The organism is Burkholderia sp. PU8-34 (assembly GCF_053427725.1).
In genome coordinates this window covers 132,884-159,817 of sequence record NZ_JBSAXC010000010.1, presented here as the reverse complement: position 1 = coordinate 159,817, position 26,934 = coordinate 132,884, and the positions used below count along the sequence as shown (strand labels likewise).

Below are 26,934 nucleotides of genomic sequence, written 5' to 3'. Positions count from 1 at the left end.
GGCATGTACGGAGGCGCAGATGGCTCAACTCAAAGGCAGCAAAACCGAAGAGAACCTGAAGTATGCGTTCGCGGGCGAATCGCAGGCAAACCGCCGCTATCTGTATTTCGCGTCGAAGGCCGACGTCGAAGGGCAGAACGACGTCGCCGCGCTGTTCCGCTCGACCGCTGAAGGCGAAACCGGTCACGCGCACGGCCATCTCGAGTATCTCGAAGCGGTCGGCGATCCGGCGACGGGTTTGCCGTTCGGCAACTCGCGGCAGAACCTGGAATCGGCGATCGCCGGCGAGACGCACGAATACACCGACATGTATCCGGGCATGGCGAAGACCGCTCGCGAAGAAGGCTTCGACGAAATCGCGAACTGGTTCGAGACGCTCGCGAAGGCCGAGCGCAGCCACGCGAACCGCTATACGAAGGCGCTCGACGCACTCGTCGACTGACGTTGACTGACCCGCGCGGCCGGCATCCGTCCGCCGCGGCACGCCGGCAGTCCGCCTGCAGTCCGCCGCCGGCCGCCCGCCGTTCGCCGTTCACACCCGCCCGACGCTCGCGCGATGCGACGCGCTGGCGCGGCGGGCGGGTGCGTGCGCATTCGCATCACGCTGGAGCGCCTCATGCCCCACAAGGAAGGCAGTCTCGAAGCCCCGACCCGGCATCCGCTCGACTGGCAGTCCGACGCGTTCTACGACCAGGCGGCGATCGACGCCGAGATGACCCGCGTGTTCGACATCTGCGCGGGGTGCCGGCGCTGCGTGTCGCTGTGCGGCGCGTTTCCGACGCTGTTCGACCTCGTCGACGAGACACCGATGGGCGACGTCGAGGAAGTGCCGAAGGAATCGTTCGGCAAGGTCGTCGACCAGTGCTATCTGTGCGACCTCTGCTATATGACGAAATGCCCGTACGTGCCGCCGCATCCATGGAACGTCGATTTCCCGCACCTGATGCTGCGCGGCAAGGCGGCGCGCTACAAGCGCGGCGACGTGAAGCTGCGCGACAAGGTGCTGTCGAACACCGACGCGCTCGGCCATTTTGCGGGCATTCCGATCGTCACGCAGGCGGTGAACGCGGTGAACCGCACGCCGCCCGCGCGCCACGCGCTCGAGGCGGCACTCGGCGTCGACCGTCACGCGTGGCTGCCCGAATTCGCGCCGCGCAAGTTCCGGCGCGCGGCGCTGCGCTCCGACGGCCATCCGGTGCGCGACGGCGAGCGCACGCCCGGCAAGGTCGCGATCTACGCGACCTGCTACGTGAACTTCAACGAGCCCGGGATCGGCCACGACCTGCTCGCGATCCTCGCGCACAACGACATTCCGTACGAGCTCGTGTCGAGCGAGGCGTGCTGCGGGATGCCGCTGCTCGAGCAGGGCAACCTCGCGGGCGTCGCCGCGAAGAAGGACACGAACATTCCGGTGCTCGAGCGCTACGCGCGCGAAGGCTATGCGCTGATCGGCGCGATTCCGAGCTGCGTGCTGATGTACAAGAGCGAGCTGCCGCTGATGTTCCCGGGCGACGACGCGGTGCGTGCGGTCGCCGATGCGTTCTGGGATCCGTTCGAATACGTGGTTGCGCGGCATCGCGACGGCCTCCTGAAGACCGATTTCAAGACCGGCCTCGGCACCGTGTCGTATCACGTGCCGTGTCACGCGCGCGTGCAGAACATCGGCCGCAAGACCGCCGACGTGCTGTCGCTCGTGCCCGATACGCGCGTGAACGTCGTCGAGCGCTGCTCGGGCCACGCGGGCACGTTCGGCGTGAAGAAGGAATTCCACGCGGACGCGATGCGCATCGGCGGGCCGGTGTTCAAGGCGATGGCGGAGCCGAAGCCGGACTTCGTGTCGTCCGACTGCGCGCTCGCGGGCCATCACATCATGCAGGGCATCGGCGAGGCCGGGCTCGGCGAGCCGCCGCTCGCACATCCGCTCACGCTGCTGCGCCGCGCGTACGGCATCTGATCCGCATCGCCACATCGACGAAGGACCTCCCATGACGCTCACCCGTGATTCCCTGTTGACGCTCGAAGCCTACGCGAAGATCCGCCAATCCGAGCACGCACGGCTCATCGAGCACAAGCGGCGGCGCGCGGTGCAGCTCGGCAACCACCTGCGCTTCCTGTTCGAGGACGAAACGACGATCCGTTACCAGATCCATGAAATGCTGCACATCGAGAAGATCTTCGACGAAGCGGGGATTGCCGGGGAGCTGGAAGCGTACCTGCCGCTGGTGCCCGACGGCACCAACCTGAAGGCGACGATGCAGATCGAATACGAGCACGAGGCCGAGCGCCGCGCGGCGCTTGCGCGGCTGATCGGCGTCGAGGATCGTGTGTACGTGCAAGTCGACGGCCATGCGCCCGTTTATGCGATCGCGGACGAAGACCTCGATCGCGAGACGGACGTGAAGACCTCCGCCGTGCATTTCGTGCGGTTCGAGCTGGACGCGCCGATGCGTGCGGCGCTGAAGCAGGGCGCGGCGCTGTCGATCGGCTGCGATCATCCGGGCTACACGGTGCCGCCGCAGCGTATCGACGCCGACGTCGCCGCGTCGCTCGCCGGCGATCTGCGCTGACCGCAGCGCGCTGCACGAATCGACGGCGATTGATCAGGATCAATCGAACTCCGAAAAAGTACGGCGGCGCGTTCGCTCGAACGCCGGCTGCCTGATCATTGCATCCCCGTTCGCATCCCGGCGCACGTCGCTGCATGCGCGATCGTTGCGAAGGCGTGCGGCGACTGCGCGCATCGTGTGCAGACCCGCAACGGCACGCCTGCCGTCACACGCCTGTCATTGCCCGGTGAGAAACAATAAAGAGATTGCGTATGGAGAAAAGTCTAATGAAATCATTTCGAATGAATTACCGATCTTTAAATATCTCGTTACGGATTTTTCCCTGATTTACCGATTTTCGTTGTGCGATCCGGAGTTTTTTACTGATTGGGGTCTGAACGGTTTGTCGGGCAGGCGGAGCGGGGCGCTATGACACCCCGCAGAGCCCCGCAAGACGGGGCTTTGCAGCCGGGCGCATAAAGTTCTCGTAAAAAAATTCAAGCGTAAATTTATTGCGCATCCATGGCATGATGTTTCATTACGTAACATAAAGTCATTGTCATATTGAGATAAACCCTAGTGATGGTATGCTTCGTGCACAAAAATTCCCACATTGGAGTGAGACCGGATTTGTGCGTCATTGCCGGGAATGTCGGCACCGCCTTTGTGCGTGTCGCGACCGCATGCACTACCGGATAACCATAATGTGCAACCTGGCCGCCCCGCGACTCGTTCGCGACGGCGCCGCCAATCGCAGCCCGGCCTGGCTGCGTGGAGAGATCTACTATGTTCTTCGATGAGCTAAACGATGAAGAGTGGGTTCGTCTTTCAACGCTGATCGCCGACGAACCGATTCGGCTGAATCGTCGTGGTCGACCACGCGCGGAACCGCGTGTCGTCGCCAACGCTGTGCTGTGGATCCTGACGACCGGAGAGGCGTGGTCCAAGCTGCCTGGCCGCTATCCGTCCGGGCCCACGTGCCGCCGTCGCTACGAGGAGTGGCTCGCGAACGGCACGCTGCTGCAGATGATCGACGTGCTGACCCAGTTCAGCGGGCGGACGTTCGCGTACATCCCGCCGCCGCCGGTGCCGGTCGCGCCCGTGCGCCATGCGGAACCGGCGCCGGAAAACGACCGCCTGCGCGGCGTGTTCTGGCAAAACCCGGAATCGTGGCAATTGCCGGCCACGCAGGCAAACGTTTGGCATCGCGACGATGCGGCGCTGGCCGTGACGTCGCGCGGCCAGACGGACAGGCACGCGGACAGGCACGCAGACATGCACGCGGGCACGTCCGCGCAGCACGCATTCACGGTGCCCGGCACGCCGGCCGCCGCGTCGGGCGCGCGGCAGGCGCGCTCGTCCGCCACGAGTTTCTCGGCGTCCGAGCCGCAGGTCGACGAGTATCGCGGCTACACGATCCATGGCATCGCGCAGCCCGTGCAGAACCTGATGTATCGCGCGTGGGCCGAGATCACGCAGGACGACCGCCGCGTCGAGCGCTCGGGTCTGATCGGGCCGCGTTTCACCGATGCCGAGGAAGCGGTGCAGTTCGCGCTCGACTGGGCGCGGCAGTGGATCGACCGGCATGGCGCGAGCGGCGAGCCGGTGCGCGTGCCGCAGAATGCGCCGGTGCTGTCCGCGCTCGTGCGCGCGGAATCGGACATCCAGCGCTTCATCGCGGAGCGTCGCGCCGCGTCGCTGACCGACGGCCGCAACGATCCGGTGCAGGCCGAGCGTCTCGCGTATCGGGTGGGTTGAGTCTGACGCGCGGCGCTTGACCGCGCCGCGCATGTCGCGCTCGAAGGGCGCCGTTCGATGACGGCGCCCTTTGCGCATGCCGGCTTTACTGCCGGCCGTAGGTATCGTCGAAGCGCACGATGTCGTCTTCGCCGAGATACGAGCCCGACTGCACTTCGATCAGCTCGAGCGGCATCTTGCCGGGGTTTTCCAGGCGATGCGACACGCCGAGCGGGATGTACGTCGATTCGTTTTCCGACAGGAGGAACGTTTCGTCACCACGCGTGATGCGTGCGGTGCCGCGCACGACGATCCAGTGTTCGGCGCGGTGGTGATGCATCTGCAGCGACAGCCGCGCGCCGGGCTTCACGACGATGCGCTTCACCTGGAACCGCTCGCCCATGTCGACCGAGTCGTAATGGCCCCACGGGCGATGCACCTTGCGGTGATCGGTCGCTTCCGCGCCGCGTTCCGCCTTGATGCGGCCGACGATTTTCTTGACGTCCTGCACGCGCGACTTGTCGGCGACGAGCACCGCGTCGGGCGTCTCGACGACGACGAGGTTCTGCGTGCCGACGCACGCGACGAGCCGGCCTTCCGAATGCGCGAACGTCGATTCGGCGTTCTCGAACAGCACGTGGCCGCGGCCGACGTTCTCGGCGCTGTCCTTCGGCAGGATCTGCCAGATCGCGTCCCACGAGCCGACGTCGGACCAGCCCGCATCGAGCGGAATGACGACGCTCTCGCACACCGACGGCAGGTTGGCGAGCGGCTCCATCACCGCGTAGTCGATCGAGTTCGATGGCGACGCGGCGAATGCGTCGCGATCGACCCGGAAGAATTCGCCGTCGGTCTTGCCTTGCGCAACCGCCTGTTCGCAGGCCGCGTAGATTGCCGGTTCGAAATGACGGATCGCGTTCAGCCATACCGACGCGCGCACGATGAAGATGCCGCTGTTCCACCAGTATTCGCCGGAGGCGACGTACTGCTGAGCGAGCTCGAGATGCGGCTTCTCGACGAAGCGGTCGAGGCGCCGCACGTCGAGGCCGTCGGCTGCGGCGGCACCGATCGGGCCGCCGACGCGGATGTAGCCATAGCCGGTTTCCGCATGGTCCGGCACGATGCCCATCGTCGCGATCTTGCCTTGCGCCGCGCACTGCACGCCGGCGGCCACGGCCGCGTGAAAGCGCGGCAGGTCGGCAACCGCGTGGTCGGCCGGCATCACGGTCATCACTGCATCGCCGCCGTCGGCGACGATGCGCAGCGCGGCGAGCGTCAGCGCGGGCGCGGTGTCGCGGCCGAGCGGCTCGAGCACGATCGACGCGCGCTTGGCCGTCACGTGCAATTGCTCGGACGTCGTGAAGCGATGGTCCTCGCCGCAGACGATCAGCACGTCGTCGCTCAGCGGATGGCCGGCCGCGAGGCCGTCGAGACGGCGCGCGGTCGACTGCAGCAGAGAATGGTCGCCGAGCAGGCCGATCAGCTGTTTCGGATAGTGCTCGCGCGACATCGGCCACAGGCGCGTGCCGGAGCCGCCGGCGAGGATCACGGGTTGCACCGCAACGCGCGAGCCCGCGGTTGCGGTGGAGGATTGGCGCGTATCGGCTGCCACGGCCTGAGCATTCATGATGGCACTCCCAGAGTGATGTCGGTGCCTGCCGTTGTAGCATGAAGTAAATCGACAATAAAACCATACCATTCATTCGATATTCATCTTTTTATCGGCAGGGAAAATTTTCCGCGGCACCATGCCGGCTAAATAAAAAATAAAAAATAATTCCGTGCGATTCCGCGCATCGCAGGCCTGTCAAGGTGTCCGTGGCGGCGTAACGAACCTGAAAAAATCAATATTTCCCGCAAATCCGGGAAAACATGCCGATATAAATGCCCGATTCGCCGGCAAGAATTTCCGATTAATTTTCGAAATACTTGTGGGCTTGCCGGAGGTATTTTCTTCCCGGTTCAATAGCGTCATGCAACGTTTGAATCGAATGCGCGGCAGGGGCTGCGCAAGGAGCTGTTCGGCAAACGCCTGTCCAAAGAGGAAGCGAACATGTTGAGCGTGCTGGCCAGAATCATCGACATCGCGATGGTCATGACGGGAGCCCTGACCGCCGCCGCGCTGCACGGCGGACGCATCGTCTGGCTCGACGACCTGCAACGCACGATGGTGCTGTTCGATTGCGTACTCGTCGTCGTGTTCTTTCCCGCGTTCGGGATCTACCAGTCGTGGCGCGGCAAGCGGCTCGTCGGGCTGATGGGGCGCGTCGCGTTCGCGTGGCTCGTCGTCGAGCTCGCGGGCATCCTGATGAGCTTCAGCTTTCACGAGTCGGGCGACCTGTCGCGGCTGTGGCTCGGCTACTGGGCCGTCACGACGATGGTGCTGCTTGCTGCGTCGAAGGCGTGCGTGCACGCGGCGCTGCGGCAACTGCGGCGCGGCGGCTACAACCTGAAGGCGGTCGCGATCGTCGGCGGCACGCCCGCGGCGCGGCGGCTGATCGCGCAGATGCGTGCGCAGCCGGAAGCGGGGTTCAACCCGGTGTGCGTGTATGACGAAAGCGCGGCGGCGAGCGACGTGGCGCTCGACGACGTGCGGATCGAACGGCAGTTCGACTCGCTCGTGTGGCTCGTGCGCAGCCGCGCGATCCGCGAACTGTGGCTCACGCTGCCGATTACGGAAGAGCGCCAGATCCACCGGATCGTCCAGATGTTCCGCCATGATTTCGTGAACATCCGCTTCATCCCGGATGTGCGCAGCCTGTCGTTCTTCAATCACGAAGTCGTCGAGCTGCTCGGCGTGCCGGCGATCAACCTCGCGGCGTCGCCGATCACCGACGTGCGGATCCTGCCGAAGTTCGTGTTCGACCGGCTGTTCGCGCTGGCGGCGCTGACGGCGCTCGCGCCGGTGATGCTTGCGATCGCGTGCCTGATCAAGCTGACGTCGCATGGCCCCGTGTTCTTCCGCCAGAAGCGCAAGGGCATCGACGGCCACGAGTTCGAGATCTACAAGTTCCGCTCGATGAAGGTGCACCAGGAAGTGGCGGGCAAGGTCACGCAGGCGACGAAGAACGATGCGCGCGTGACGCCGGTCGGCCGGTTCCTGCGCCGCACGAGCCTCGACGAGCTGCCGCAGTTCATCAACGTGCTGAAGGGCGAAATGTCCGTCGTCGGCCCGCGCCCGCACGCGCTGGCGCACGACGACATCTACAAGGATCTGGTCAAGGGCTACATGTTCCGCTACCGGATCAAGCCGGGCATCACGGGCTGGGCGCAGATCAACGGCTTTCGCGGCGAGACGGATCAGGTCGAGAAGATGATGGGGCGCGTGAAGCTCGATCTCTACTACATGCAGAACTGGTCGTTCTGGCTCGACATCAAGATCGTCGCGCTGACGCTGTGGAAGGGCTTCACCGGCAGCAACGCGTACTGAATACCGAGAGCAGGCAACCTGCTTTTTCCGAATTTCGAATCACTGGTCAAGAGGTCCGACACATCATGAATCTGACTATCATCGGCAGCGGTTACGTAGGGCTCGTCACCGGCGCATGCCTCGCCGACATCGGGCACGACGTGTTCTGTCTCGACGTCGATCAGACGAAGATCGACATCCTGAATAACGGCGGCGTGCCGATCCACGAGCCGGGCCTCAGGGAAGTCATCGCGCGCAACCGCTCCGCGGGCCGCCTGCGCTTTTCGACCGATATCGAAGCCGCGGTCGCGCACGGCGACGTGCAGTTCATCGCGGTCGGCACGCCGCCCGACGAGGACGGCTCTGCCGACCTGCAGTACGTGCTCGCCGCCGCGCGCAACATCGGCCGCTACATGACCGGCTTCAAGGTGATCGTCGACAAGTCGACGGTGCCCGTCGGCACCGCCGAGCGCGTGCGCGCGGCAGTCGCCGAAGAGCTCGCGAAGCGCGGCGGCGACCAGATGTTCTCGGTCGTGTCGAACCCGGAATTCCTGAAGGAAGGCGCGGCGGTCGACGATTTCACGCGGCCGGACCGCATCGTGATCGGCTGTGACGACGACGTGCCCGGCGAGCGCGCGCGCGAGCTGATGAAGAAGCTCTACGCGCCGTTCAACCGCAACCACGAGCGCACGCTCTATATGGACGTGCGTTCGGCCGAGTTCACGAAGTACGCGGCGAACGCGATGCTCGCGACGCGCATCTCGTTCATGAACGAGCTGGCGAATCTCGCGGACCGCTTCGGCGCGGACATCGAAGCGGTGCGGCGCGGGATCGGCTCCGATCCGCGCATCGGCTACCACTTCCTGTACGCGGGCTGCGGCTATGGCGGCTCGTGCTTCCCGAAGGACGTCGAGGCGCTGATCCGCACCGCGGACGAGCACGGCCAGTCGCTGCAGATCCTGAAGGCCGTGTCGTCGGTGAATGCCGCGCAGAAGCGCGTGCTCGCCGACAAGATCATCGCGCGCTTCGGCGAGAACCTGACGGGCCGCACGTTCGGCCTGTGGGGCCTCGCGTTCAAGCCGAACACCGACGACATGCGCGAGGCGCCGAGCCGCGAGCTGATCGCCGAGCTGCTGTCGCGCGGCGCGCGCGTGACCGCGTACGACCCGGTCGCGCAGCATGAGGCGCAACGCGTGATCGCGCTCGATCTCGCGAGCCACCCGAGCTGGCTCGAGCGCCTCACGTATGCGGACGACGAATCGCAGGTCGCGCGCGACGCCGACGCGCTCGTGATCGTCACCGAATGGAAGGCGTTCAAGAGCCCGGACTTCACCGCGCTCGGCCGGCTGTGGAAGTCGCCCGTGATCTTCGACGGACGCAACCTGTACGAGCCGGAAGCGATGAGCGAGCAGGGCATCGAATATCACCCGATCGGCCGCCCGGGCTCGCGCCAGGCCGTGGCCGCACGCATTCCGGGAGCCGCGCGCGCGAACGCGTGAGGCCCCGCTATACGCCATGTTCCGAAACATCCTGATCGTCTGTCACGCGAACGTCTGCCGCAGCCCGGCAGCGGAAATGCTGTTCAAGTCGCACACCGCGGTGCGCGGCGGGCCGCGCGTGACATTCCACTCGGCAGGCGTCGATGCGAACGTCGGCGAAGGCATCGATCCGATGATGCGCCGGCTGCTCGCGGAGCGGGGCGTCGACGCGACGACGCACCGCTCGCGGCGCCTGTCCCGCAAGATCGTGCGCGACGCCGACCTGATTCTCGTCAGCGAGCGCGCGCAGATCGCGTCGGTCGAATCCGTCGACCCGTTCGCGCGCGGCAAGGTGCACCTGCTCGGCAAGTGGGAGGGCACCGAAATCGCTGATCCGCATGGCGGCCGCGAGGCCGACTATCGCGAAAGCTACACATTGATCGAACGTCTGGTTCAAGGATGGCTGCAAAGACTATGCTGACTCGCTCGATGCGCCCTGTGGCGCTTTCCCTTGCGCTGACGACTTTTCTGTCAGCCTGCGCGACCGCGCCCGGCAACTATCTCGACGGTTCGCGCCTGAAGGACGAAGGTCCGACGCAACAGGCCGAGACCTATCCGGTTCATTACATCGACGCCAAGCTGGTCATGGATCAGCTTCAGCAGCAACAGCAGATGGCGCACCCGTTGCCGCCGTCGCGTTATACGGATCCGTCGCAGTACGTGTATCGCGTCGGGCCGCAGGACATTCTCGGTGTGACCGTGTGGGACCACCCCGAGCTGACGACGCCGCAGGGCCAGTCGTTCTCGAGCGGCGGCAACACGACGCAGTCGGTCGCGGGCGCGCTGCAGGCGCCGTATACGACCGCGCTGCCGGGCCAGGCCGATCCGTATGGCCAGACCGTCGGCGCCGACGGCACGATCTATTTCCCGTTCGTCGGCCGCATCCGCGCGGCGGGCAAGACGATCGGGCAGATCCGCGACGAACTGGCGACGAGCCTCGCGCGCTACGTGAAGAACCCGCAGATCGACGTGCGCGTGCTGTCGTACCGCAGCCAGAAGGTGCACGTGACGGGAGAAGTGAAGCAGCCGGGCCCGCTCGCGATGAGCGACGTGCCGCTGACGCTCGTCGACGCGATCTCGCGCTCGGGCGGCTCGACCACCGAGGCCGACCTGCAGCGCGTGCGCCTCACGCGCGACGGCAAGCTCTATACGCTCGACGCGAACGGCGTGCTCGATCGCGGCGAGGTGGCACAGAACGTGATGCTGCAGCCGGGCGACATCGTCAACGTGCCGGACCGCAGCGACAGCCGCGTATACATCATGGGCGAAGTCAAGACGCCGGTCGCGATCCCGATGATGAAGGGCAAGCTGTCGATCGCCGACGCGCTGACGTCCGGCGGCGGCATCCTCGACACGGATGCGAACCCGCGCAAGATCTACGTGATGCGCGGGATGCGCGACAACCCGACCAAACCGGAAGTGTTCCGCCTCGACATGACGCAGCCTGATGCGCTGATGCTGTCGAGCCGCTTCCAGCTGCAACCGCTCGATGTCGTGTACGTCGACACCGCGGGTTCGGTGCAGTTCAACCGCGTGCTGCAGCAGGTGCTGCCGACGATCCAGACGATCTTCTACATGCGACAGATCACGCGTTGATGAACCGCCGGGGCGGCGATCCCGCCCCGGCACCACTCGAGCGGGAACACATTGTGAACACGCAAGCAAGAAACTCCTACGCGGACCTGACCGCGAAAACCGAGGAAGAAGACGTCGTCCTGGGCCAGCTGATCCAGGTCATCTTCGACGACATCTGGCTGCTGCTCGGCATCGCGGTGACGGTCGTCGCGCTCGCCGGCCTGTACTGCTTCATCGCGAAGCCGGTGTACCAGGCCGACGTGCACGTGCGCGTCGAGGGCAACGACAACACGTCGCAGGCGCTGACGCAGACGCAGACGGGCGCGATGATCAACAGCGGCCCGCAGCAGGCGCCGACCGATGCGGAAATCGAGATCATCAAGAGCCGCGGCGTCGTCGCGCCGGTCGTCGAGCAGTTCAAGCTGAACTTCTCGGTGATGCCGAAGACGATCCCCGTGCTCGGCAGCCTGGCTGCGCGTCTCGCGACGCCGGGCCAGCCCGCGAAGGCGTGGCTCGGCCTGCGCTCGTACGCGTGGGGTGGCGAAATCGCCGACATCGACACGGTCAACGTCGTGCCCGCGCTCGAAGGCAAGAAGCTGACGCTGACCGCCGGCCCCGACGGCACCTACTCGCTGGCCGACGAGAATGGCGGGCGGCTGCTGGCCGGCCGCGTCGGCGAAGCGGAGCAGGGTGGCGGCGTGACGCTGATGGTGTCGAAGCTGGCCGCGCGACCGGGCACGCAGTTCACGGTGGTCCGGTACAACGACCTCGACGCGATCACCGGCTTCCAGTCCGGCATCCAGGTGACCGAGCAGGGCAAGCAGACGGGCGTCGTGCAGATCTCGCTCGAAGGCAAGGATCCGGACCAGACCGCGGCGATCGCCAACGCGCTCGCGCAGTCGTACCTGAACCAGCACGTGGTCGCGAAGCAGGCCGAGACGACCAAGATGCTCGACTTCCTGAAGGGCGAGGAACCGCGCCTGAAGGCCGATCTCGAGCGTGCGGAGGCCGCGCTGACGCAGTATCAGCGCACGTCGGGCTCGATCAACGCGAGCGACGAGGCGAAGGTCTACCTCGAAGGCAGCGTGCAGTACGAGCAGCAGATCGCCGCGCAGCGCCTGCAGCTCGCGTCGCTCGCACAGCGCTTCACCGATTCGCATCCGCTCGTGATCGCGGCGAAGCAGCAGCTCGGCCAACTGGAGGCCGAGAAGGAAAAGTACGCGAACCGCTTCCGCAGCCTGCCGGCGACCGAAGTGAAGGCCGTGCAGCTCCAGCGCGACGCGAAGGTCGCCGAAGACATCTACGTGCTGCTGCTGAACCGCGTGCAGGAACTGTCGGTGCAGAAGGCCGGCACGGGCGGCAACATCCACCTCGTCGACTCGGCGCTGCGTCCGGGCGACCCGGTCAAGCCGAAGAAGGTGCTGATCCTGTCGGCCGCGGTGTTCCTCGGGCTGATCCTTGGCACCGGCGTCGTGTTCCTGCGCCGCAACATGTTCCAGGGCATCGAGGATCCGGACCGCATCGAGCGCACGTTCAACCTGCCGCTGTACGGGCTCGTGCCGCAGAGCGCCGAGCAGGTGCGCCTCGACGCGACGGCCGAGAAGAGCGGCGGGCGCACCCGGGCGATCCTCGCGAGCCTGCGTCCGAAGGATCCGAGCATCGAAAGCCTGCGCAGCCTGCGCACCGCGATGCAGTTCTCGCTGATGGAGGCGAAGAACCGCGTGATCGTGCTGACCGGCCCGACGCCGGGGATCGGCAAGAGCTTCCTGACGGTCAACCTCGCGGTGCTGCTCGCGCACTCCGGCAAGCGTGTGCTGCTGATCGACGCGGACATGCGCCGCGGCGTGCTCGAGCGCTACTTCGGCCTCACCGCGCAGCCGGGCCTGTCCGAGCTGCTGAGCGACCAGTCGGCGCTCGAGGATGCGGTGCGCGAGACCCCGGTGCCGGGCCTGTCGTTCATCGCGGCCGGCACGCGCCCGCCGAACCCGTCCGAGCTGCTGATGTCGACGCGCCTGCCGCAGTACCTCGAGGGCCTCGGCAAGCGCTACGACGTCGTGCTGGTCGATTCGCCGCCGGTGCTGGCCGTGACCGACGCGACGATCATCGGCCGCATGGCGGGCGCGACGTTCATGGTGCTGCGTTCGGGCATGCATACCGAAGCCGAGATCGCCGATGCGATCAAGCGGCTGCGCACCGCGGGCGTCGACCTCGAAGGCGGCATCTTCAACGGCGTGCCGCCGAAGACGCGCGGCTATGGCCGTGGCTATATGGCTGTCCACGAATACCTGAGTGCCTGACGGCTTCGCAAGAGGACAGGAGAACCAACGATGAAGATTTCCGTGCTCGTTCCGACCTACCGGCGTCCGGCCGACCTCGCGCGCTGCCTGCACGCGCTGCAGCGCCAGCAGCGCCTGCCCGACGAGGTGATCGTCGTCGCGCGCCCGGAAGACGACGCGACGCACGAGCGCCTCGCCGATCCGTCCGTCGGCGGCATGCTGCCGCTGCGCATCGTGCCGGTCGACGTGCCGGGGCAGGTCGCCGCGCTGAACAAGGGGCTCGACTCGGTGAGCGGCGACGTCGTCGCGATCACCGACGACGATGCGGCGCCGCGCCCGGAATGGCTCGCACGCATCGAATCCGCGTTCCTGGCCGATCCGCGCGTCGGCGCCGTCGGCGGGCGCGACTGGGTGCACGAGAAAGGCCGCGTGCTCGACGAATCGCGTTCGCTCGTCGGCCGCCTGATGGCGTCCGGCAAGATCATCGGCAACCACCATCTCGGGGTGGGCGGCGCGCGCGAGGTCGACATGCTGAAGGGCGCGAACATGAGCTATCGCCGCGCGGCGATCGAGCGGCTGCGCTTCGACACGCGGCTGCGCGGCGCCGGCGCGCAGGTGCACAACGACATGGGGTTCAGCATGCGCGTGAAGCGCGACGGCTGGAAGCTCGTGTACGACCCGCTCGTCGCGGTCGACCACTATCCGGCCGAGCGCTTCGACGACAACCGGCGCGACGCCGCGTCGCTGAATGCGGTCAGCAATTCCGCCTACAACCTGCACCTGATCCTGCGCGAGAACCTGCCGCCGCTGCGCCGCGAAATCGCGTGGTGGTGGTACACGGTCGTCGGCACGCGCGTGTACCCGGGCCTCGCGCACGTCGTGCTCGCGCTGCGCTCCGCTGACGGCGACCGCGTGCGCGAGCACTGGCGCGCTGTGCGCCGCGGCGCGCGCGACGCCCGCCGCGCGACGCATGCCCCCCACCGTGCGGCGCTGCCGCCGGTGACGCCTTGAACGGGCCGCGCGTATCCCGCACGGCCACATCCGGAGGGCTTGAAATGAAACGACCCCCACGCTCACTATGTTCGCTGCCCCCCGAGGGGGCGGTCAGCCGCCCACGGCCGGCTTTGCAAAGCCGGCCGGCTGCGCAGGCGCAGAGCGATGCTCTGCGAATTCCCTGCTACGCCCTTGGGGCGGCCCGGCGGAGGCTGACATGACCGCCACGAAAGTACATGTCCACCTGTTTTACGGCGCCGATCCGCGTACTTACCGGAAAGGCGACGACATCGGCTGCCTGTACGGCTATCACCACGCCGAATCCGACGAATTCAAGCTGACCTATTCGCAGGACAAGCGCGAGAGCCGCGTCGCCAGCATCGCGCGCCGCGCACTGAAGGCGGCGCTCGGCTTCGATGTCGTCCACGCATGGCGCAACCGCGCCGCGCTGATCGGCACCGACGTGATCTGGACGCATACCGAGCAGGAACACCTCGCCGCGGCGCTGATCCTGAAGCTCGCGGGCGCGCAGGGCAAGCGGCCGCTGCTGCTCGCGCAGAGCGTGTGGCTGTACGACAAGTGGTCGAGCTTCGGCGCGCCGCGCCGCTGGCTCTATCGCAAGCTGCTCGCCCGCGCCGACGTGCTGACGACGCTCGCGCGCGACAACGCGGAGCTGTGCCGCCGCTATCTGCATCGCGATGCGCTGTTCGTCTATTACGGGCTGAACACGCAGGATTTCCCGATCGGCGAGCCGCAGCAATGGCGGCCGAACCGGCCGCTGCGCATCGCGGCGATCGGCAACGACCGCGATCGCGACTGGCGGACCTTCCTCGCAGCATTCGGCGGCGACGAGCGCTACGACGTGCGGCTCGCGACGCGTCGCCGCGTGCCGCGCGAATGGCACGCGCCGAACGTGAAGATCGGCTCGGCGTCGGGGCTTGCGAAACAGCACGAACTGTATGCATGGGCCGACGTGATCGTCGTGCCGCTGCGGCCGAACTTCCACGCGTCGGGCATCACCGTGATGCTCGAGGCGGCCGCGGTCGGCAAGCCGATGATCGTGTCCGACGTCGGCGGGCTTGCCGACTACTTCCCGCACGACACGACCGCTTACGTGCCGGCGTTCGATGCGCAGGCGATGCGCCAGGCAGCCGACCGCTTCGCGGCCGAGCCGGGCTTCGCGCTCAAGTGCGCGCAGGCCGCCGCCGCGCGCCTGCGGGACCATGACCTGACGACGCAGGCATTCGCCGCGCAGCACGTGCGGATTACGCGCGACCTGCTGCGCCAGCGCCGCACGCCGGCGGCGGCCGGTGTGTCGATGCCGCTCGCGGATTCCCGCCCGTCGTCGTCGCAATGAGTGCAAGTGCAATGAGTACGTCGATTGCCGCCCCGTCCCCCCCGTCCAGCTCGTCCCGCTCGCGCCGCTGGTTCGCCGAGCCGAAGCACTGGGCCGGCCAGGCCGGGCTGTGGACCGTCACGGCCGCGCTGATCGCCGCGCACCAGGGCTCGGTGCTCACGCTCGCGTTCCCGGCGCTGTCGATCGCGGTCGGCCTGTGGCTGTATTTCAAGAGCCCGGCGCGCTACGTCGGTTTCATGTGGTGGGTGTGGTTCCTGAGCCCCGAGGTGCGGCGTCTTGCCGACTGGTCGAAGGGCGCGTTCACGCCGACGAGCCTGATCCAGATCGCACCGCTTGCCGTGACGATGATCGCGGGCCTCGGCCTGCTGCGCCATTACCGCGCGCTCGCGCAGCGGCGCGGGATTCCGGTGCTGCTGATCCTGTTCGGGCTCGCGTACGCGTATCTCGTCGGCATCGTGTCGAGCGGCGTGATGGCGGCGACCTACGACCTTGCGAACTGGGTGTACCCGGTGCTGATCGGCTTTCACATCATGGTCAACGCGCGCGACTATCCCGAGTACCGCGACGTGCTGCTGTCCACGTTCATGTGGGGCATGCTCGTGATGGGCCTGTACGGCGTCGTGCAGTACTTCGCGATGCCGCAGTGGGACGTGCTGTGGATGGTCGGTTCGGACATGGGTTCGCAGGGCGAGCCGGTGCCGTACGGCGTGCGCGTGTTCAGCACGATGAACTCGTCGGGACCGTTCGCGTTCGCGATGATGGGCGCGCTCGTGTTCGTGCTCGCGGCGCCGCAGAAGATCCGCTGGGTCGCGGGTGCCGCGGGCTTCATCTCGTTCGCGCTGTGTCTCGTGCGTTCGACGTGGGGCGGCTGGGTGATCGCGCTCGCGATCCAGCTCGTGCAGTCGAACAACCGGGTGCGGATGCGGATCCTCGTCAGCGCGCTCGTGCTGGCCGGGCTGTGCGTGCCGCTGTTGACCGTCGGGCCGGTGGCCGACCGGCTCGGCGCGCGCCTGCAGTCGATCACGAACCTGAAGGACGACCGCAGCTACGACGACCGCAACAAGTTCTACGCGACCTTCGCGGAGACGGCGTTTACCGACGTCGCAGGCGAAGGGATGGGCGCGACGGGCGCGTCGACGAAGCTGTCGAGCGACAGCGGCGAGCTCGGCAAGTACGGCAGCTTCGACAGCGGCGTGATGAACGTGCCGTTCGTGCTCGGCTGGCCCGGCACGCTGCTGTATCTCGCGGGGATCGCGCTGCTGCTCGGCCGCACGCTGCGCGCGGCGCTGAAGCTGCGCAAGGACAAGTTCGTCGGCGCATGCCTGAGCCTGTGCCTGTCGGTGGTCGCGATGCTCGTGTTTACGAACTCGCTGATCGGCACGGGCGGGCTGCTGCTGTTTACCGCCATTTCTTCGATTCTTTCCGCGGCGCACTGGCAGAAGGCCCGGCGCCAGACCGCCGCCGCATACTCACGGGGAGCCGACCATTGAGAATCGCGATCGTCACGCATGTCGTGCGTCATAACGACGGGCAGGGCCGCGTCAATTACGAAATCGCCCGCGCCGCGCTGGCCGAGAACTACGAGGTGACGCTCGTCGCGTCGCATGTTGCGCCCGAACTGCTGGCCGACCACCGGGTGCGCTGGGTGCCCGTGAAGGTCGGGCGCTTCTGGCCGTCGAACCTCGTCAGGCAGCAGGTGTTCGCGCTGAAGAGCGCGTCGTGGCTGCGTACGCATCGCGCGGAATACGACGTGCTGCACGTCAACGGCTTCATCTCGTGGATCAAGGCCGACGTGAACACCGCGCACTTCGTGCACGGCGGCTGGTTCAAGAGCCCGTATTACCCGTTCGGGCCGACGAAGGGGCTGTGGTCCGCGTATCAGTACGTCTATACGCGCGTGAACACCGCGCTCGAACGCTGGGCGTACCGGCGCTCGCGCGCGATCACCGCGGTGTCGGGGAAGGTGGCCGACGAGATCGCCGGGCTCGGCATCGATCGCGGCAAGATCAGCGTGATCTATAACGGCGTCGACGGCAGCGCGTTCGCGCACGCGCAGCCCGACCGCGCGGCGTTCAAGCTGCCGGCCGACGCGTTCCTGCTGCTGTTCGTCGGCGACCTGCGCACGCCGCGCAAGAACCTCGGCACCGTGCTGAAGGCGCTGACGAAGCTGCCGGCGAACGTACATCTGGCCGTCGCGGGCTGGCTGCCCGGCAGCCCGTATCCGGACGAGGCGCGCGCGCTCGGGCTGGACGCGCGCGTGCATTTCCTCGGGCTCGTCAAGAACATGCCGACGCTGATGCGCTCGGTCGACGCGTACGTGTTTCCGTCGCGCTACGAAGCGATGAGCCTGTCGCTGCTCGAGGCGATGGCGGCCGGCCTGCCGGTCGTCACCGCGCGCACGGCGGGCGGCGCCGAGATCATTACGCGCGAGTGCGGAATCGTGCTCGACGATCCGGACGATCCGGCCGCGCTCGCGCAGGCGATCGGCTCGCTTGCCGCGTCGCGCGACACGTGCCGCGCGATGGGCGACGCGGCCCGCGAACTGATGACCCGATTCGGCTGGGCGCACATGGGCGCCCAGTACATTGCGCTTTACCGGCGCATCGGCCAACCCTCGCAGCCGAGCGCATTCGAGCGCGTCGAGCATGCGCTCACGCAGGAGCAATCGTGATGAATCTCTCTTCCCGGCCGATCAAATCGCTGCAAATCGGCATGCACTGGTTTCCCGAACGCGCGGGCGGCCTCGACCGGATGTATTACTCGCTCGTCGGCGCGCTGCCGGGCGCGGGCGTCGCGGTGCGCGGGCTCGTCGCGGGTTCGGAGAAGGTCGCGAACGACACGGGCGGCGCGATCCGCGGCTTCGGCCCCGCGTCGCAGCCGCTCGCGCGCCGGATGCTGGCCGCGCGCCGCGCGTTGCGCGACACGATCCGCAGCGAACGGCCCGACGTGATCTCGTCGCATTTCGCGCTGTACACGTTCCCCGGCCTCGACGTCACGCGCGGGATTCCGCAGGTGTCGCATTTCCAGGGCCCGTGGGCCGACGAAAGCCAGGTCGAAGGCGCCGCGTCGCTCGGGCAGCGCGCGAAGCGCTATCTCGAACAGGCCGTCTACGCGCGTTCGTCGCGGCTGATCGTGCTGTCGCAGGCGTTCGGCCAGATCCTGACGAGCCGCTACGACATCGATCCGGCGCGCGTGCGCGTGATTCCCGGCTGCGTCGACACCGCGCAGTTCGACACGCCGCTCACGCCCGGCGAGGCGCGACACAAGCTGCAGCTGCCGCAGGACCGGCCGATCGTGCTGGCGGTGCGGCGGCTCGTGCGCCGGATGGGGCTCGAGGATCTGATCGACGCGATCGCACTCGTCAAGCGCCGCCACCCGGACGTGCTGCTGCTGATCGCGGGCAAGGGCAAGCTCGCCGAGGAACTGCAGCAGCGCATCGACGCGGCGGGGCTCCAGGACAACGTGAAGCTGCTCGGCTTCGTGCCCGACCAGCATCTCGCGGCGCTGTACCGCGCGGCGACGGTCAGCGTGGTGCCGACGGTCGCGCTCGAGGGCTTCGGCCTGATCACCGTCGAATCGCTTGCGTCGGGCACGCCGGTGCTCGTGACGCCGGTCGGCGGGCTGCCGGAGGCGGTGGCCGGGCTGTCCGACGATCTCGTGCTGCCGTCGACGGGCGCGGACGCGATCGCGGACGGGCTCGGCGCCGCGCTGTCGGGCGCGATCGCGCTGCCGGACGAGGCCGCGTGCAAGCGTTATGCGCGCGACCACTTCGACAACGCGGTGATCGCGCGCCGTGTCGCCGACGTGTACGACGAGGCGATCCGGGCCGGTTGAGCGGGCCGCGTTCGCCGGTCCTGCGCAAGTGCAGCGCGACGGGCGCTGCACTTGCATCGGCGGGGCGCATCGGCGGGGCGCGACGACCGTCGCCATGCGGACGCGACAGGCCGTTGCGGCACCGAAGCCGTACGCGACGCGGCTGGCGCGCGTCAGTCGATCGCGTGCGCGGTGCGGCCGGTGCGCGGCGCAGTATCCGCGGCGTGCGCATCCGGTCGAACCATGCAGGCCAGCGCCACGCCCACGATCAGCAGCATGGCCGAGATCGCGGTTTCGATCCGCAGCCCGTCGGCGACGTGCTGCGCGCCGGCGCCACCTGCCAGTGCGCCGAACGCTGCGACACCGATGGCACCGCCGGCCTGCCGCGCGGTGTTCAGCACCGCGGACGCGATCCCGGCGCGTTCGGGCGCGACCGACGCGAGCACGGCGGTCGTCATCGCCGGCACCGCGAGCCCCATGCCGGCCGGAATCAGCAGGAACGGCACGAGCAGCGCGGCGAGCGGCGTTGCCGCATCCACGCCGTGCAGCAGCGCGTAGCCGAGCGCGGCGACCAGTGCGCCCGCGATCATCGGCGTGCGCGGACCGCGCCGCGCGACAATCTTGCCGCTCGCGATGTTCGACAGCAGGAACCCGCCCGTCAGCGGCAGGAACGCGAGGCCCGCCTGCAGCGGTGATTCACCGCGCACGCGCTGCAGATACAGCGCGAGCACGAACACCGTCCCGTAATACGTGAGATTCACGCAGATGCCGAACAGCACCGCCGCGCTGAACGTGCGGCTGCGGAACAGCGACAGCGGGAGCATCGGTGCGGCCGTGCGCGCTTCGACCGCGACGAACGCCAGCGCGGCGACGGCCGCCAGTGCGAATCCACCGGCCACGGCAGGATGCGCGAGGCCGAGCGGCCGCCATTCGATCACGGCGCCGGTCAGCGCGGTCAGCATCAGGATCGCGAGCGTCTGGCCGCGCAGGTCGAGCGCGCGTGGCGCGTGCGCAATAGCGGGAGCCGGCGCGGCGCCCGCTGCCGGTCGGGGCTTCGCCGGCACCCAGGCGTACGTCGCCGCGAGCCCGGCCGCGCACAGCGGCAGATTGACGAGAAAGATGCCGCGCCAGCCCCATGCGGCGATCAGCAGGCCACCGACGACCGGACCCGCGGCGATCGAGATCGCGCCGGCGGCGGTCCACCATCCCACCGCCTGCGCACGCAGCCGCGGATCGTGGCGGCTCGCGTCGTTGAGCAGCGCAAGCGAGTTCGGCAGCATCGCCGCGGCGCCGACGCCCTGTAGCGCACGGGCGGCGATCAGCATCGCGGGCCGCGTGGCGGCGCCGCACGCGAGCGATGCGATCGCAAACAGCGCGATGCCGGCCGCGTACATGCGCCGCGCGCCGAAGCGGTCGCCGAGCGCGCCGCCGGACAGCATCAGCACCGCGAACGCAAGCGTATAGGCATCGACGACCCACTGCAGGCCGGCGACGGTCAGATGCAGATCGGCGGCGAGATGCGCGAGCGCGATGTTGACGATCGTGACGTCGAGCTGCGTGACGACGAAGCCGATGCTGACGGTCGCGACGATGCGCGTCAGCGCGGGCGGGAAGGTGGGGGTGGGGTTCGAGGTATCCATGCGTTCATCGTAGGACGGTGCGCGTCGATGACGTTTCACGGTGACGTGAAGTGTCGATACGCCGTCGGGAACGCAGGTTGATTGGTCAGGACGCGGAACGTGGCGTGCGTGGAGCGCGATGCGAACCGCGAGCGTCGGCGCGATCGAACCCTCGGCTTGTCCGGCACGCCAACGCTCGGATGGCCGCGCTACGGCCGCCCTTTGGCGCTCAGCAGCGAATCAATGCCGCTCCCCGCGCCACCGCCCGGGCGCGACGCCGAACCGCTTCGTAAACGCGTGCGTGAACGCGCTCTGGTCCGCAAAACCGACCATCCCGGCGACGTCCGCGAGCGGATGCCGCCCATCGGCGAGCAGCACGACGGCGGTGTCGAGCCGCAGCCGCTGCAGATAACGATGCGGCGTTTCGCCGAACGCTTCGACGAACAGCTGATGAAACCGGCGCATCCCGTAGCCGCAATGCGCGGCGAGGTCGGCAATACGCAGCGGCTCGGCGAGCCGCGCGCGCAGCCATCGGTCGATGCGCGCGAAATCGAGGCCTGCCGCAGGCACGGCGACGCGGTTGTCGCCGAGCAGCGCGCCGCACAGCCGCGCGGCGGCTTGCCACTGGAAGCGGTGCGCGGCTGCGCATTGCGCGTCGCCGGCCGTCTCGCCCGGCTGCACCGCGACGGCCGCCGCGAGTTGCGCGACGAGCGCCGTCAGGTCCGCATCGATCGACACCGCGCGCGCGGTATCGAACATCCGCTGCGGCACCGCCAGCGACGACGCGGGCAGGTCGAGCACGAGCTGGCGGTTGTCGCCGAGGCCCGCATAGTCGTGGCGCGAACCGGCCGGAATCAGCCACGCGGCGTGCCGGTCGATGCGCTGGCCGACGCCATCCACCGCCATCACCATCGCGCCGTCGACGCCGAGCACGACCTGATGAAAGTCGTGCACGTCCGACGCTTCCGACGCGTCGTAGCGGCGCAGCGCAATGGCGGGAGACGGGATGCGTTCCATCGGGCGGACGGCGGACAGCCGCGTCAGATGTCGAGCAGCTCGACTTCGAAGACGAGCGTCGCGTTCGGCGGAATCACGCCGCCGGCGCCGCGCGGGCCGTAGCCGAGTTGCGGCGGGATCGTCAGGCGGCGCACGCCGCCGACCTTCATGCCCTGTACGCCTTCGTCCCAGCCCTTGATGACCATGCCGCCGCCGAGCACGAACGCGAACGGGTCGTTGCGGTCCTTGCTCGAATCGAACTTCTGGCCGTCGGTCAGCCAGCCGGTGTAGTGCACGCTGACGGTTTGGCCCGCTTTCGCTTCGGCCCCGGTGCCTTCGGTGAGGTCTTCGTACTTGAGGCCCGATTCGGTCGTGATGACTGCCATGACTTCTCCTGAGTGGGATTGGGTGAAACCGCTATTGTAGGCGAGCAGACCGTACGCGGCAGCACGTCGCGGACGAGGTGGCGATGCGCGGCCGGCATCGCACCACGCATCGGTCACCCGGATCGTCGTTGGAACGCGCGTTTGAATTGAACGGCGACAGCACGGCCGTCCGCGCGGCGGATGCACGCAGCGCGCGTATGAATCGGTTTCGTCCGCGGGGCGCGCCGTGACGCGCGCAGTGCGTGCCCGACCCGCGGGAGGCGCGTGGCGCGTAGGTCCGGCCGGGCTCGCGCCCGGTTCCGGCGACGCGCGCAGGCCTGCTGGCGAAGCCGGCAGGCGTTCGGATCTCTTCCGGCATCCGCGTCACGTTGCCAGCGTTTTTCACGCGATTTTCACCGCACCGTGTTTGGAAGCGCGCATCTACCGCATTGCTTGCGCGCCCTGACCCCCGACGCCTATCTTTACATCTGTCAATGTCACGATTTTCGATGACGTCCGCCGGGCCGGCACCTGCTGCCGACCGCGAAGCATGGGCCAGGAGTAAGCGCTAAAGCGCCAACTCCGGCCGACCGCGAAGCATGGGGCCGGAGTAAGCGCTAAAGCGCTAACTCCGGCCGACAGGAGACAAACGAACATGAAGTCAGCCGCTTCAACCGCCGCCGCCGACGTGATGCCGGTGCGCCGCGATCTGCGCTTCGATCTGCCGGTCGAGCGCGCGAAGGACTGATATGACTCCCAGTGTCAATCGGGATGGGTTTTTCGGTTGCTCGGCTTCATGAAGCGCAAGCTGCCGCATTCGGTGCAGCTCGCGCATACCGTCGCCGCCGAACACTACACCGCGATGCTCGCCGACTGGATCCTGCGCGACCCGTCGCGGCTTGCCGGCTCGGACGACGGCTACCGGCAGATGTGGATCTGGCACGCGCTCGAAGAAACCGAGCACAAGTCGGTGTCGTTCGACGTGTGGAACGCGGTGATCGAACCGGGCGCGCGGCGCTACCTGATCCGCATCGGCGTCTATCTCGCGACGACGCTCACGTTCTGGCCGACCGTGTTCCTGATGCACGTGACGCTGCTGTGGCGCGACCGCGCGTCGAAGCACCATGTGCGCGGGATGCTGCGCATGATCGCATTCCTGTACGGGCCGCGCCGCGGGCTGTTCCCGCGCATCACGCGCGAATGGCTGAGCTTTTTCCGGCCGGGCTTTCATCCGTGGGATCACGACAACCGCCATCATCTCGCGCAAGTCGACGCGATCGTCGCCAGGTATGGCGGGCATGACGCCGCGTCGTCCGGCCGTGGCCGCGCGGGCGCACTCGCGCCGATGACGTCGGGCCGCTGATGTGCGGCGGCAATTCGGCGGACAAACCACGCGCCGCGTGTTGTGCCCGCGCGTCAGCCGGTCAGGTCTAAGGATTGACCGAAATCAAGCCTTTCCCGCTGCACCGCAGGCGCCGCATTCCGCGTCGGATCGGGCCCGAAATGGGCGCCGGCCGATGCATCGCCGGCGCGATGCTCGGCAACGCCTGCCGCACGACGGCAAGCCGCGCCCGAACGAGCGTGCGGGCCGCGCGTCAGCCGGCGCCAGCCCGTTTCGCACCGTCCGCACTACCGGGATAACACCTATCTAGCCGCCGCTCGCCGGCACCGATATACCGCTCAAGACAGGAAGTAACCCGGTGCGAAGTTTGCCCGGGGTATTTTATTCAGACGGAAATCCGGCGAATATGTGGGTTCGCACGTCTGGCCTGTCGCGCGCCGCGGCAGCGAGCCGAAGCGCGATACCAACGGCGATACCAACGCTGAGCGGGGAACAACGATGGTTGCAAAGTCACCCGATCCAACCCGGGGAGCAGCGGCCGACGGGCCGCTGGTGTCCGTGACCGCGCCCGAAGCCGGTCGCAGGCTGTTCGTGATCGCGCGTGCGCCTGAGGAGGCGCTGCTCGACCAGCTTCGCGCGCTCGGCTGGGAGATCTCGATCGCGAAGACGGCCGGCACCGCGCAGAACATGACGGCCGGCGCCGGCGTGGCGGCCGGCCTGATCGACTTCACCGGATTCACGTCGCGCGAGTACCCCGCGCTGAAAGGGTGCCTGAGCCAGCCGGCGATCGGCTGGATCTCGATCGCGCGGGCCGGCGTGTCGATCGGCCCGGCGGTGCGCGAGATGATCCGCAGCTACTGCTTCGACTACGTGACGCTGCCGCTCCCTTACGAATGGATCTCGCATGTCCTCGGCCATGCGCGCGGCATGGCGGCGCTCGACCGCGTCGACGGCGCGGCCTATGCGGCTTCGATCGGCGAGCACGGGATGATCGGCAACTGCGAGGCGATGCAGCAACTGTTCAGCACGATCCGCAAGGTCGCGAAGACCGACGCGAGCGTATTCATCTCGGGCGAATCGGGCACCGGTAAGGAGCTGACCGCGCTGGCGATCCACGAGCGCTCCGCCCGTGGCAAGGGGCCGTTCATCGCGATCAACTGCGGCGCGATTCCGCATCACCTGCTGCAATCGGAACTGTTCGGCTATGAGCGCGGCGCGTTCACGGGCGCGAACCAGCGGCGCGCGGGACGGATCGAGTCCGCGGACGGCGGCACGCTGTTCCTCGACGAGATCGGCGACATGCCGCTCGAAAGCCAGGCGAGCATGCTGCGCTTCCTGCAGGAAGGCAAGATCGAGCGGCTCGGCGGCCAGGAATCGATTTCGGTCGACGTGCGGATCGTGTCGGCGACGCACGTCGATCTCGACGGCGCGGTCGAGTCCGGACGCTTCCGGGCGGACCTGTATCACCGGCTGTGCGTGCTGCGCATCCACGAGCCGCCGCTGCGCGCGCGCGGCAAGGACATCGACATCCTCGCGCACTACGTGCTGCAGAAATACAAGGCCGACAGCGGCCGCAAGATCAGCGGCTTCACGTCGGCCGCGCTCGACGCGATGCGGCGCTACGAATGGCCCGGCAACGTGCGCGAGCTGATCAACCGCGTGCGGCGCGGCATCGTGATGGCCGAGAGCCGGCTGCTGACGCCGCACGATCTCGGGCTCGAGACCCCGGGCGAAACCGAGCCCGTCACGCTCGAGCAGGCGCGCGCGCTCGCGGAGCGCACCGCGATCGAGAATGCGCTGCTGCGCAACGATCACCGGATCAACAAGGCGGCCGCCGAACTCGGCATCTCGCGCGTGACGCTGTACCGGATGATGATCGAGCACGGGCTCAACGATCACGACAACGGCGACAACGGCGGGAAGGACGGCACGCCGTCCGGGCCGCCGTCGGGCGATGCGGGAGATCGGCGGGTCGGTTGACGGGCGTCGCGCACGTTCGTTGCCGTCGAGTCCGGCACGGGCGCGCGGATGCGCGTCGTGCGGGCCGGGCCGAGCAGGCCTTCGTCACGGCGTGCGCACGCCGTCCCACTCAACCCGGCCGGAGTGTACCCTCCGTCGATCGCACGGCTTTTGCCGTCTTCAGGTGGCGGCGCACGATAACGGCCAGCAGCGCGACGAGCACGATGGGCGTCCACTGCAAGGTGCCGGCCATCGCGGCGGCGAACGCCTGCGCGGGAATGAGCCACGCGGCGATCAGCACGGCCTTTTCGAGCCTGTCGGCGCCATGCCGTGCGTAATCGGCGGTCAGGATCGCGACCGGCAGCGCCAGCCATGCGAGGTCGTAGTAGATGAGGTACGGCTGCACGAGGATCGTCGCGACCGCCAGTGCGGCGGCGGACAGCCCGAAACGGGCGTTCGTGCACCAGAGCCAGATGCAGCTCGCGACCACACCGCCGCCGACGGCGGCATGCGCGAGATACGACGCATGAACGGATGCGCCCGCGACGCGCGCGATCGCAAATACCGTCGGCGCGCCGCGAATGGTCCCGAAGGAGTTTTCCGCGATGACGTGCTGAAACGTCGTGAATGCACGTGCAAACGCGACGAATGCGTCGGTACCGAATGCGAGCCAGACCAGTCCGCCATAGAGCAGCGAGAATGACGCAGCGGACGCGAACGTCGTCCAGTACCGCCGGCACAGCAGAAACAGCGGGAACAGCACGCCGAGCTGCGGCTTGATGCAGAGGAGCGCGATGCAGGCGCCTGCGACGACCGGCCGCCGGTCGAGCAACAGCAGCGCCGCTCCGCACAACGCCAGCGTGAACAGCGCGTTCTGACCGGCAACCAGCGAGAGCCACATGCCGGGGAACGCGAGGGCGGGTAGCAGCCATTGATGGTCGATCGGCACGACGGCCGCCCGGACGAGCAGCAGGTAGCACGCGATGCCTAGCGCCGACCATGCGACGATGGCAACGCCGAAAGGCAGCGTGGCGATCGGGTAGATCGTGAACAGGAAAGTCGGCGGGTAGGCGAACGGTTCGAACATCGGCGGGTAGACCGACTTCTCCACCGCGTGAAGCCATGTCCAGTTGTAGGCGGCGGCAGGGCCGTGATGGATCGCGAGGCTCGATGCGCTCCAGTACACGACGAAATCCCACCCGAGCATGGGCACGTCGCGCGCTTTCTGCACGACGTTCTGCCACCACCACATCGCCACGAGGATGCACTGGCAGACAAGCAAGGTGCCGGCATACATCGCGACTCGCTGCGACGTCAGCCAGCCCGTTTCCGGCGGGTACGTTGCGGGTCTCGCGGGCGATGACATGGCTTGCTCCTGTATGAAGAGGGACAGCAGTTCCGTCGGGTGG

General features: G+C 67.7%; 20 protein-coding genes and 1 pseudogene. 16 read left to right on the top strand and 5 right to left on the bottom strand.

From position 1 onward, the window contains the following. Positions 1-19 precede the first annotated feature (19 nt). From ACV22Z_RS23270 to ACV22Z_RS23255, 4 genes are all read left to right on the top strand, one after another. A complete protein-coding gene (locus tag ACV22Z_RS23270) occupies positions 20-442 on the top strand; it encodes a rubrerythrin family protein (RefSeq protein ID WP_448078624.1) in 423 nt (140 codons plus the stop codon). A 174-nt stretch (positions 443-616) separates the two neighbouring features. Beyond that, a complete protein-coding gene (locus ACV22Z_RS23265; protein WP_448078623.1) occupies positions 617-1,954 on the top strand; it encodes a heterodisulfide reductase-related iron-sulfur binding cluster in 1,338 nt (445 codons plus the stop codon). A gap of 31 nt (positions 1,955-1,985) precedes the next feature. Then, positions 1,986-2,567 (top strand): DUF3501 family protein, encoded by a 582-nt coding sequence (locus ACV22Z_RS23260; RefSeq protein WP_448078622.1) that lies wholly within the window; start codon positions 1,986-1,988, stop codon positions 2,565-2,567. A 765-nt stretch (positions 2,568-3,332) separates the two neighbouring features. After that, positions 3,333-4,304: a DUF6566 family protein gene (locus ACV22Z_RS23255; protein WP_448078621.1), complete on the top strand. Its 972-nt coding sequence runs from the start codon at positions 3,333-3,335 to the stop codon at positions 4,302-4,304. Positions 4,305-4,389: 85 nt separating this feature from the next. On the opposite strand, the gene ACV22Z_RS23250 is transcribed toward ACV22Z_RS23255, so the two are convergent. After that, a complete protein-coding gene (locus ACV22Z_RS23250; RefSeq protein ID WP_448078620.1) occupies positions 4,390-5,910 on the bottom strand; it encodes a mannose-1-phosphate guanylyltransferase/mannose-6-phosphate isomerase in 1,521 nt (506 codons plus the stop codon). Between the two features lie 426 nt (positions 5,911-6,336). On the opposite strand from ACV22Z_RS23250, the gene ACV22Z_RS23245 reads away from it, so the two are divergent. The 10 genes from ACV22Z_RS23245 to ACV22Z_RS23200 all read left to right on the top strand — a co-directional run bounded on the left by ACV22Z_RS23245 (position 6,337) and on the right by ACV22Z_RS23200 (position 19,265). Next, on the top strand, positions 6,337-7,713 hold the full coding sequence (locus tag ACV22Z_RS23245; RefSeq protein WP_448078619.1) for an undecaprenyl-phosphate glucose phosphotransferase: 1,377 nt from the start codon (positions 6,337-6,339) through the stop codon (positions 7,711-7,713). A 65-nt stretch (positions 7,714-7,778) separates the two neighbouring features. Beyond that, positions 7,779-9,191, top strand: coding sequence for a UDP-glucose dehydrogenase family protein (locus ACV22Z_RS23240; protein WP_448078618.1), 1,413 nt, complete (start codon positions 7,779-7,781; stop codon positions 9,189-9,191). Positions 9,192-9,207: 16 nt separating this feature from the next. Next, positions 9,208-9,651 carry a low molecular weight protein-tyrosine-phosphatase gene (locus ACV22Z_RS23235; RefSeq protein ID WP_448078617.1) on the top strand — a complete coding sequence of 148 codons (444 nt, stop codon included), beginning with the start codon at positions 9,208-9,210 and terminating at the stop codon, positions 9,649-9,651. After that, positions 9,645-10,826, top strand: coding sequence for a polysaccharide biosynthesis/export family protein (locus ACV22Z_RS23230; RefSeq protein ID WP_448078616.1), 1,182 nt, complete (start codon positions 9,645-9,647; stop codon positions 10,824-10,826). The genes ACV22Z_RS23235 and ACV22Z_RS23230 overlap by 7 nt, the downstream gene beginning before the upstream one ends. A 50-nt stretch (positions 10,827-10,876) precedes the next feature. Beyond that, the gene (locus ACV22Z_RS23225; RefSeq protein WP_448078741.1) at positions 10,877-13,102 is read left to right on the top strand and encodes a polysaccharide biosynthesis tyrosine autokinase; all 2,226 of its coding nucleotides are present in this window, start codon (positions 10,877-10,879) and stop codon (positions 13,100-13,102) included. 30 nt (positions 13,103-13,132) lie between these two features. Continuing rightward, on the top strand, positions 13,133-14,092 hold the full coding sequence (locus ACV22Z_RS23220; RefSeq protein WP_448078615.1) for a glycosyltransferase family 2 protein: 960 nt from the start codon (positions 13,133-13,135) through the stop codon (positions 14,090-14,092). 199 nt (positions 14,093-14,291) lie between these two features. After that, entirely contained in the window at positions 14,292-15,431 is a 1,140-nt protein-coding gene (locus tag ACV22Z_RS23215; protein WP_448078614.1) for a glycosyltransferase, read from the top strand. A gap of 11 nt (positions 15,432-15,442) precedes the next feature. Next, a complete protein-coding gene (locus tag ACV22Z_RS23210) occupies positions 15,443-16,921 on the top strand; it encodes a glucose-6-phosphate isomerase (protein ID WP_448078613.1) in 1,479 nt (492 codons plus the stop codon). After that, a complete protein-coding gene (locus ACV22Z_RS23205; RefSeq protein WP_448078612.1) occupies positions 16,918-18,102 on the top strand; it encodes a glycosyltransferase family 4 protein in 1,185 nt (394 codons plus the stop codon). Before ACV22Z_RS23210 ends, ACV22Z_RS23205 begins: the two co-directional genes overlap by 4 nt. Next, positions 18,102-19,265 (top strand): glycosyltransferase family 4 protein, encoded by a 1,164-nt coding sequence (locus ACV22Z_RS23200; RefSeq protein WP_448078611.1) that lies wholly within the window; start codon positions 18,102-18,104, stop codon positions 19,263-19,265. The genes ACV22Z_RS23205 and ACV22Z_RS23200 overlap by 1 nt, the downstream gene beginning before the upstream one ends. A 152-nt stretch (positions 19,266-19,417) precedes the next feature. Here ACV22Z_RS23200 and ACV22Z_RS23195 read toward each other — a convergent pair whose 3' ends face one another. The 3 genes from ACV22Z_RS23195 to ACV22Z_RS23185 all read right to left on the bottom strand — a co-directional run bounded on the left by ACV22Z_RS23195 (position 19,418) and on the right by ACV22Z_RS23185 (position 22,245). Continuing rightward, positions 19,418-20,884, bottom strand: coding sequence for an MFS transporter (locus ACV22Z_RS23195; RefSeq protein ID WP_448078610.1), 1,467 nt, complete (start codon positions 20,882-20,884; stop codon positions 19,418-19,420). Between the two features lie 219 nt (positions 20,885-21,103). After that, complete coding sequence (locus tag ACV22Z_RS23190; RefSeq protein ID WP_448078609.1) at positions 21,104-21,880, bottom strand: AraC family transcriptional regulator; 777 nt, start codon at positions 21,878-21,880, stop codon at positions 21,104-21,106. Between the two features lie 23 nt (positions 21,881-21,903). Next, the gene (locus tag ACV22Z_RS23185; protein WP_448078608.1) at positions 21,904-22,245 is read right to left on the bottom strand and encodes an FKBP-type peptidyl-prolyl cis-trans isomerase; all 342 of its coding nucleotides are present in this window, start codon (positions 22,243-22,245) and stop codon (positions 21,904-21,906) included. 760 nt (positions 22,246-23,005) lie between these two features. On the opposite strand from ACV22Z_RS23185, the pseudogene ACV22Z_RS23180 reads away from it, so the two are divergent. Both ACV22Z_RS23180 and ACV22Z_RS23175 read left to right on the top strand, forming a co-directional pair. Continuing rightward, positions 23,006-23,587, top strand: a pseudogene (locus ACV22Z_RS23180) (metal-dependent hydrolase); the annotation flags it as partial. Between the two features lie 477 nt (positions 23,588-24,064). After that, on the top strand, positions 24,065-25,546 hold the full coding sequence (locus tag ACV22Z_RS23175) for a sigma 54-interacting transcriptional regulator (protein WP_448078607.1): 1,482 nt from the start codon (positions 24,065-24,067) through the stop codon (positions 25,544-25,546). A gap of 109 nt (positions 25,547-25,655) precedes the next feature. On the opposite strand, the gene ACV22Z_RS23170 is transcribed toward ACV22Z_RS23175, so the two are convergent. Continuing rightward, positions 25,656-26,891 carry a glycosyltransferase family 87 protein gene (locus tag ACV22Z_RS23170; RefSeq protein ID WP_448078606.1) on the bottom strand — a complete coding sequence of 412 codons (1,236 nt, stop codon included), beginning with the start codon at positions 26,889-26,891 and terminating at the stop codon, positions 25,656-25,658. Between the last annotated feature and the right edge of the window lie 43 nt (positions 26,892-26,934).

Coding starts and splice junctions, on each gene's coding strand:
- ACV22Z_RS23270 (WP_448078624.1), top strand. CDS start 20: ATGGCTCAACTCAAAGGCAGCAAAACCGAAGAGAACCTGAAGTATGCG.
- ACV22Z_RS23265 (WP_448078623.1), top strand. CDS start 617: ATGCCCCACAAGGAAGGCAGTCTCGAAGCCCCGACCCGGCATCCGCTC.
- ACV22Z_RS23260 (WP_448078622.1), top strand. CDS start 1,986: ATGACGCTCACCCGTGATTCCCTGTTGACGCTCGAAGCCTACGCGAAG.
- ACV22Z_RS23255 (WP_448078621.1), top strand. CDS start 3,333: ATGTTCTTCGATGAGCTAAACGATGAAGAGTGGGTTCGTCTTTCAACG.
- ACV22Z_RS23250 (WP_448078620.1), bottom strand. CDS start 5,910: ATGAATGCTCAGGCCGTGGCAGCCGATACGCGCCAATCCTCCACCGCA.
- ACV22Z_RS23245 (WP_448078619.1), top strand. CDS start 6,337: ATGTTGAGCGTGCTGGCCAGAATCATCGACATCGCGATGGTCATGACG.
- ACV22Z_RS23240 (WP_448078618.1), top strand. CDS start 7,779: ATGAATCTGACTATCATCGGCAGCGGTTACGTAGGGCTCGTCACCGGC.
- ACV22Z_RS23235 (WP_448078617.1), top strand. CDS start 9,208: ATGTTCCGAAACATCCTGATCGTCTGTCACGCGAACGTCTGCCGCAGC.
- ACV22Z_RS23230 (WP_448078616.1), top strand. CDS start 9,645: ATGCTGACTCGCTCGATGCGCCCTGTGGCGCTTTCCCTTGCGCTGACG.
- ACV22Z_RS23220 (WP_448078615.1), top strand. CDS start 13,133: ATGAAGATTTCCGTGCTCGTTCCGACCTACCGGCGTCCGGCCGACCTC.
- ACV22Z_RS23215 (WP_448078614.1), top strand. CDS start 14,292: ATGACCGCCACGAAAGTACATGTCCACCTGTTTTACGGCGCCGATCCG.
- ACV22Z_RS23210 (WP_448078613.1), top strand. CDS start 15,443: ATGAGTACGTCGATTGCCGCCCCGTCCCCCCCGTCCAGCTCGTCCCGC.
- ACV22Z_RS23200 (WP_448078611.1), top strand. CDS start 18,102: ATGAATCTCTCTTCCCGGCCGATCAAATCGCTGCAAATCGGCATGCAC.
- ACV22Z_RS23195 (WP_448078610.1), bottom strand. CDS start 20,884: ATGGATACCTCGAACCCCACCCCCACCTTCCCGCCCGCGCTGACGCGC.
- ACV22Z_RS23190 (WP_448078609.1), bottom strand. CDS start 21,880: ATGGAACGCATCCCGTCTCCCGCCATTGCGCTGCGCCGCTACGACGCG.
- ACV22Z_RS23185 (WP_448078608.1), bottom strand. CDS start 22,245: ATGGCAGTCATCACGACCGAATCGGGCCTCAAGTACGAAGACCTCACC.
- ACV22Z_RS23175 (WP_448078607.1), top strand. CDS start 24,065: ATGGTTGCAAAGTCACCCGATCCAACCCGGGGAGCAGCGGCCGACGGG.
- ACV22Z_RS23170 (WP_448078606.1), bottom strand. CDS start 26,891: ATGTCATCGCCCGCGAGACCCGCAACGTACCCGCCGGAAACGGGCTGG.